5 protein-coding genes and 4 tRNA genes are annotated in these 6304 nt (G+C 42.8%); 3 read left to right on the top strand and 6 right to left on the bottom strand.

Annotated features, from left to right (window positions below):
* Positions 1 to 180: 180 nt before the first annotated feature.
* The 4 genes from R7F07_RS24250 to R7F07_RS24235 form a co-directional block, all read right to left on the bottom strand.
* Positions 181 to 256: transfer RNA gene (locus R7F07_RS24250), tRNA-Thr, on the bottom strand.
* A 13-nt stretch (positions 257 to 269) separates the two neighbouring features.
* Positions 270 to 344 (bottom strand) — tRNA-Gly (locus R7F07_RS24245).
* Positions 345 to 379: 35 nt separating this feature from the next.
* Positions 380 to 464 (bottom strand) — tRNA-Tyr (locus R7F07_RS24240).
* Positions 465 to 500: 36 nt separating this feature from the next.
* A tRNA-Thr gene (locus tag R7F07_RS24235) sits at positions 501 to 576 on the bottom strand.
* A gap of 205 nt (positions 577 to 781) precedes the next feature.
* On the opposite strand from R7F07_RS24235, the gene coaA reads away from it, so the two are divergent.
* Positions 782 to 1705, top strand: a complete 924-nt coding sequence (gene coaA, locus R7F07_RS24230) for a type I pantothenate kinase (RefSeq protein ID WP_005388683.1) — start codon at positions 782 to 784, stop codon at positions 1703 to 1705.
* Positions 1706 to 1712: 7 nt separating this feature from the next.
* Here coaA and birA read toward each other — a convergent pair whose 3' ends face one another.
* Together birA and murB are read right to left on the bottom strand one after the other, a co-directional pair.
* Positions 1713 to 2678: a bifunctional biotin--[acetyl-CoA-carboxylase] ligase/biotin operon repressor BirA gene (gene birA / locus R7F07_RS24225; RefSeq protein ID WP_005373054.1), complete on the bottom strand. Its 966-nt coding sequence runs from the start codon at positions 2676 to 2678 to the stop codon at positions 1713 to 1715.
* Positions 2675 to 3718, bottom strand: a complete 1044-nt coding sequence (gene murB / locus R7F07_RS24220; RefSeq protein ID WP_053303319.1) for a UDP-N-acetylmuramate dehydrogenase — start codon at positions 3716 to 3718, stop codon at positions 2675 to 2677. The genes birA and murB overlap by 4 nt, the downstream gene beginning before the upstream one ends.
* Positions 3719 to 3819: 101 nt before the next feature.
* On the opposite strand from murB, the gene R7F07_RS24215 reads away from it, so the two are divergent.
* Together R7F07_RS24215 and pssA are read left to right on the top strand one after the other, a co-directional pair.
* Positions 3820 to 4251, top strand: coding sequence for a GNAT family N-acetyltransferase (locus R7F07_RS24215; protein ID WP_017633746.1), 432 nt, complete (start codon positions 3820 to 3822; stop codon positions 4249 to 4251).
* 71 nt (positions 4252 to 4322) lie between these two features.
* On the top strand, positions 4323 to 5663 hold the full coding sequence (pssA, locus tag R7F07_RS24210) for a CDP-diacylglycerol--serine O-phosphatidyltransferase (protein ID WP_025768993.1): 1341 nt from the start codon (positions 4323 to 4325) through the stop codon (positions 5661 to 5663).
* Positions 5664 to 6304: the final 641 nt, after the last annotated feature.

The raw sequence follows: 6304 nt of genomic DNA, 5'->3' as shown, positions 1-6304 counted from the left end.
TGTTTTACCGTGGTCAACGTGGCCGATAGTACCAACGTTAACGTGCGGTTTCGTACGTTCAAATTTTTCTTTAGACATGAGTGGTCCCTCTAGGTACGGATTTAGGTGGCCCAAATTGACCACGCAACCAAAAAAAGATAATTGGTAAATCTAATATCAAAAGGAAATAAACTTGAGAGCTGGTGCTGATAGGCAGACTCGAACTGCCGACCTCATCCTTACCAAGGATGCGCTCTACCACCTGAGCTATATCAGCACTCAAATTAGAGTGGAGCGGGCAGCGGGAATCGAACCCGCATCATCAGCTTGGAAGGCTGAGGTAATAGCCATTATACGATGCCCGCAACACGTAACTCTGAGAGCTATTTCCTAAAGAATATGGTGGAGGGGGACGGATTCGAACCATCGAAGGCAGTGCCGGCAGATTTACAGTCTGCTCCCTTTGGCCACTCGGGAACCCCTCCAAATTTTCAAGCCATTCAGACTACTAAAGGAAAGAATGGTGCCGACTACCGGAATCGAACTGGTGACCTACTGATTACAAGTCAGTTGCTCTACCTACTGAGCTAAGTCGGCATAAGTGGTGCGCATTCTATTGAATGATTTTCTAGGTTGCAATAGTAATTTGAAAAAAAATCATAAATTTCGATTTTTTAGATTCGTTTGCTGCAAATTCGTACAAACTTAGCTTTTTTAAAGTAAACTTCGACCTTTGTCGTTTGCTTTGAAGTTCGCTTGATGTATGTTCTTGCTTCTATTAAACCAAGGATAAAAGAGACCCATGAGTCCATTTTTGTCATTTGACCGTGCAAATTGGGCCGAGTTAAGAAACTCTGTACCGATGACACTTTCTGAAGACGACTTGACTGCGCTTCAGGGCATTAATGAAAACCTAACCATGGAGGAAGCGGTAGAGATCTACCTTCCTTTGTCTCGTCTTTTGAATCTGTATGTCCAGGCTCGTCAAAGCCGCAATTCCGTATTACAACAATTCTTAAATACAGAGGAACATGCTCCCCCTTTCGTAATTGGTATCGCTGGCAGTGTTGCTGTAGGCAAAAGTACGACTGCTCGTATTCTAACGGCATTGCTTTCTCGTTGGGAGAATCATCCCAAAGTGTCCTTGGTTACAACAGATGGCTTCCTATATCCGAAAAAAGTACTAGAAGAACGCGGTATCATGCATCGTAAAGGCTTCCCAGAATCCTATGATATCAAGCGCTTAGTCGAGTTCATGTCTGACGTAAAGGCAGGAAAGCCCGATCTTGAAGTACCCATCTACTCTCACATCACGTATGACATTACTGATGAACTAAGGAAAGTGGATAGACCGGATGTTCTTATTATTGAAGGTTTAAACGTTCTGCAAAGTGGAATGGACTATCCACATGACCCGCATCGTGTCTTCGTCTCTGACTTTTTAGATTTTTCAATTTATGTCGACGCAGAAACAGAAACCATTGAACATTGGTATGTAGAACGCTTTTTAAAGTTTCGCCAAGGGGCCTTTACGAAACCAGGCTCTTATTTTAGCCACTACACACAACTCTCTGTCGATGACGCAAAGAAAAAAGCGAAGCAAATTTGGCATGATATTAATGGGCTCAATTTAGAATTGAATATTCTTCCAACTCGTGAGAGAGCCCACTTGATTCTACACAAAGGCGTTAACCACTTAGTTGATAAAGTTTCGTTGCGAAAGTAATCGAAGATTAGTCACTTTTACGCAACGAGATTTCACCACCAATATAAGTCTCTAGTCCTTGGGAGGTTTCGATTAATATTCCACCTTGATGATCGATGCCTCGAACGACGCCATATACCTCTCTAGGACCAATAAGCAGTTTGACCTGACGATTAAGGAAATTGTCTAACCGATTCCAACGTTCGATAAAGCCAGTAAGTCCTTTCATTTCATATTCGACAAGTGCGGAATTCCAATGCTTGATAAGTGTCATTGCTAGAACATTTCTATCGATCTTGAGACTCTGATTTACTTGGTTCAACGTGGTCCATGGCTGGTCAATCTCAGGCTGGTCGTCAGGCATTCCAATATTCAGGCCCATCCCAATCACTAGATGAGCAGCCCCACCGGCCTGACCCGACATTTCAACCAAGATTCCGGCCAGTTTTTTATCTTGATAATACAAGTCATTCGGCCACTTGAGTTTAACACCTTGCATGCCTACTTCTTCCAAAGCTTCCACTGCGGCAATCCCAATCACCAAGCTCAAGCCCATTGCCGCAGCCATTCCTGCATCCAGTCGCCAATACATAGAGAGATATAAGTTAGAGCCAAACGGTGAGACCCATTGTCTACCGCGGCGACCACGCCCTTGTGCTTGATATTCAGCAATACAAACACGGCCCTTTTCCGAATCCGCGACTCTGTCGAGCAAATATTGATTCGTTGAGTCAATCACAGGGACGAGTTCAACAAGTGACTCCGAGCTAGTGGTAAGGAGAGTCTCGTCTAACAACTGCAATGGTGAGGCTAATTGGTAACCGCGCCCTTGCACTCGATAAATATCAATACCCCATTCACTAAGACCTTTAATGTGCTTAGCGATTGCCGCTCTAGAAACATTAAGATCGTCGCCCAACGCTTCTCCTGAATGAAACTCTCCATCACTTAATAACTTTAGAATATGAAGTTTCGTAGAGTGATCTTTTCTCATCTAGATGCCTCGATCTGAGCCAAATTGGTCTCCCCGGTACGATTGAGAAAGCGTACTTCATGCTCAAGTATGATTTGGTATTTGTCCCATACTGTCTGCTTCACTAAAGAAGCAAGCGCGACAATGTCATCTGCACTACAATTATCCATGTTGGTCAAAACCAAAGCTTGCATAGGGTTGACCTGCGCACCGTGTACAGACTTCCCTTTTAATCCACACTGATCGATAAGCCAACCAGCAGCAATTTTCATTCCTCCAGAAGCTGGGTAGGCCACTACGTTAGGGTATTTTTTTGTGAGTCGATCATAGTGATCTTGCGTGATCACTGGGTTTTTAAAGAAACTACCTGCGTTACCTATCTTGGTTGGATCTGGTAGTTTTGCCTTTCGCACTTGGCATACTCGTTCGAAGATAGAAGCAGGGCTGAGTTGTTCTTCTGGGATACTTTGTAAAGGGCCGTACTGGTTAATCGGCTGCCATTGCTTCGCCAACTTAAGCCCTAATGCGGTGATAAAGCACTTTCCGTGCAACGCATGTTTAAATATGGAATCCCTATAGGCAAACTCACAGTCTTGGGCGTGCATTCTTTTGTTTTCAAACGTAGTTAGGTCAAGAACATCTACATAATCACAGATGTCTTTTAGCTCTAGGCCATACGCACCAATGTTCTGAATAGGAGCCGAGCCAGCACAACCTGGAATCAAAGCTAAGTTCTCGATCCCACCGATCCCCTGATTCACACACCAGGAAACCAATTCAGGCCAATCTTCACCACCGGCAATATGTAATAGGTAGTGCTCATCCGTTTCCGTGACTTCTTTACCCATGATTCGATTAACAATCACTAATCCCTCAAAATGTTCTGTAAAAAGAACATTACTTCCTTTACCTAAAAAAAGTTTCGGTAAATGGGTGAATCTTGGGTTTTGAAATAGCTCAATAACATCTTCGAGCGACTCAACGATAGCTAAATAGGAACACGATTGTTCAATTCCAAAAGTATGGTAAGCCTTTAGGCTCGCATTTGTTTTAATTTGCATAGTAGGTTTGCAACACCAGATAAGATTCTCTTAAACTGTCGACATTCTACATTAGTTATCTTTTAACCGCAGTGACAATACCAGACTCATTAATCATAGAAGTGTTAAATCCCATCAAGCTCCCCCTCATTAAGAAACTATACAAAGCGTATTACCCTGCGGGTCGAGCCAAAAAGGATGAATTGATCATTACAGCAAGCCATAAGGGTGAAATCATTGCGTTACTACGTTTAAAAGGTGTAGATAAAGTTCGTCTGTTGACAGGAATGTTGGTCATTCCGAAAGTTAGGGGAACAGGGATTGGAAAAAAACTACTAACTCATTGTAAAAACAATGTTTTCACTGATGGCGATTATTGCTTCGCGTTTACACATCTCGAATCCTATTATTCCAAGCATGGATTCACAACAATTGATTGCTCTGAGCTACCACACCCGCTAAAAATGGCATTTCAACGTTACGTAGATAGCGGTAAAGATCTCATTCCAATGCAATTCATCTCTTCAACGACATCAAAACGCGTGCTTTTGTAGCCAGGTAAATCATATCTTTGATAAAATGGCAGGTTCGCAATATTGCACTAAACTAAGGTACTCATACCGATATGATAGTAAGTAGGAATCCATTCGAACAGTTGCCAAGTCTCGCTGTCAATCCGGAAGACTTTGATGTTCTGTATTCAGCAGAATCATTCAGAACCCGTCTTTTAGATGCTATCAGCAAAGCAACGTCGCGAATTTACCTAGTCGCTCTATATCTGGAAGATGATGAAGCTGGACGTGAAATTCTCACTGCGCTTTATGAAGCGAAACAGCGCAATCCTGGGTTGGACATCAATATCTGTGTCGACTGGCATCGAGCGCAGCGTGGCCTGATTGGTGCGGAGACATCTGAGGGTAATTCAGCGCTTTACAAAGCATATGCCAGTAAGTACCAGCACCCAATCCCTGTCTATGGCATACCAGTGCGTGGCAGAGAAGTTTTTGGGGTACTGCATTTAAAAGGCTTCATTGTCGATGATACTGTTATCTACAGTGGGGCGAGCTTAAATAACGTTTATCTCCATTATCATGAACGTTATCGATTTGATCGTTACCATGTGATTCGACATGAATCTTTAGCGAATTCAATGGTGCAATTCATTCAGGAAGAAATGATTGCTCACCCTGCCGTTAATGATCTTGCAGGAAAAGATAAGCCAGAAACCAAAGAAATAAAGTCGGCGATTCGCCAACTGAGGGCTTCTCTTGCTCAAGCCAACTATAAGTTTGAAGACCAAGCTGCAACAGAAGAAAGTGTAAAAGTCACTCCGTTAGTTGGGCTAGGCAAACGCCGTAATCTGCTCAATCAACAGATTGTAAAGTTATTGGCAGCAGCCCAAGACGAAATTTTCATTTGTACGCCTTACTTTAACTTCCCTAAAGCACTTCATCGTGAAGTGAAACGAGCCATGAAGCGTGGTGTGAAAGTAACTATTGTTGTGGGCGATAAAACCGCCAATGACTTTTACATTGCACCTGAGGAAGACTTTAAAACCATTGGCGGACTTCCATATCTTTACGAAGTGAATTTGCGTCGCTTTGCGAAAGCCAATGAAGCGAATATCGCCGCACGTAAATTGTCAATTCACCTATGGAAGCATGACAATAACAGCTTCCACCTTAAGGGTATTTGGGTTGATAAACGCTATATGCTACTTACTGGGAATAACCTAAATCCACGTGCTTGGTCACTCGACCTAGAAAATGGGCTACTCATACAAGACAATTATGCGAAGCTCACTGAGAAGTTTGAAGACGAAGTTTCGCGTATTCTAGAGCATACTCACCTTATCTGTACTTATAAGCAATTAGAGAAAGTAGAAGACTATCCTATAGAGGTACAGCGACTGGTCAGAAAAATTACCCGCCTAAAGGCAGATGGTGTTTTAAAACGTATTCTTTAGACATCATTTCTCGCTCTAAAGTACGTCGAGATTTTTATACTAAGCCAACCGCTTTAGCAGTTGGCTTTTTCATATAGTCCATTTGGAATACTTAACTATTTTCTAGTACCGCTAGTGAGCACATAACCACTTAGATCTAGAGCGACTCTCTTAATGGGTTTGAGCTTTGACGTTTGTGAGTATTCCGCATAGCTTACAGCCTCGAGCTAAGCTACCCCTCTCTGTTCTGGCGCTTCTTACCCTTTGGCGATATATTTTTTCTGAGACTCATCAAATGTTCAGCGTCGAAAATCATCACCTCGCTAATGAAGAGCTCCTTCAATCTTTCATCTTCCAATTCGTTTTTTCTTTCTCATCAAGATTCAAGTCGTTGAACGCCTTTGAATACCATAGATTACTTAGGCTTGTTTGTAGGTCATATTGCCTTTCCACAGCATCACCGGCCTATAATTAATTAAAGCCTAGTGTGTAATTACGCAGAGTTCGCTTAGTAGGGATTATGTGAAATAGTCTAGTTAGGTGTATAAACACTCTTCAGGGAAACGTCGCAGTAGAAACGAAAATAGCCCCAGTCTTTCGACTGAGGCTTAATATAAGTGGCGGAGTGGACGGGACTCGAACCCGCGACCCCCGGCGTGACA

The organism is Vibrio sp. YT-16, assembly GCF_033337405.1.
GTDB classification, from domain to species: domain Bacteria; phylum Pseudomonadota; class Gammaproteobacteria; order Enterobacterales; family Vibrionaceae; genus Vibrio; species Vibrio alginolyticus.
This window is presented reverse-complemented; position numbering and strand designations above follow the sequence as displayed.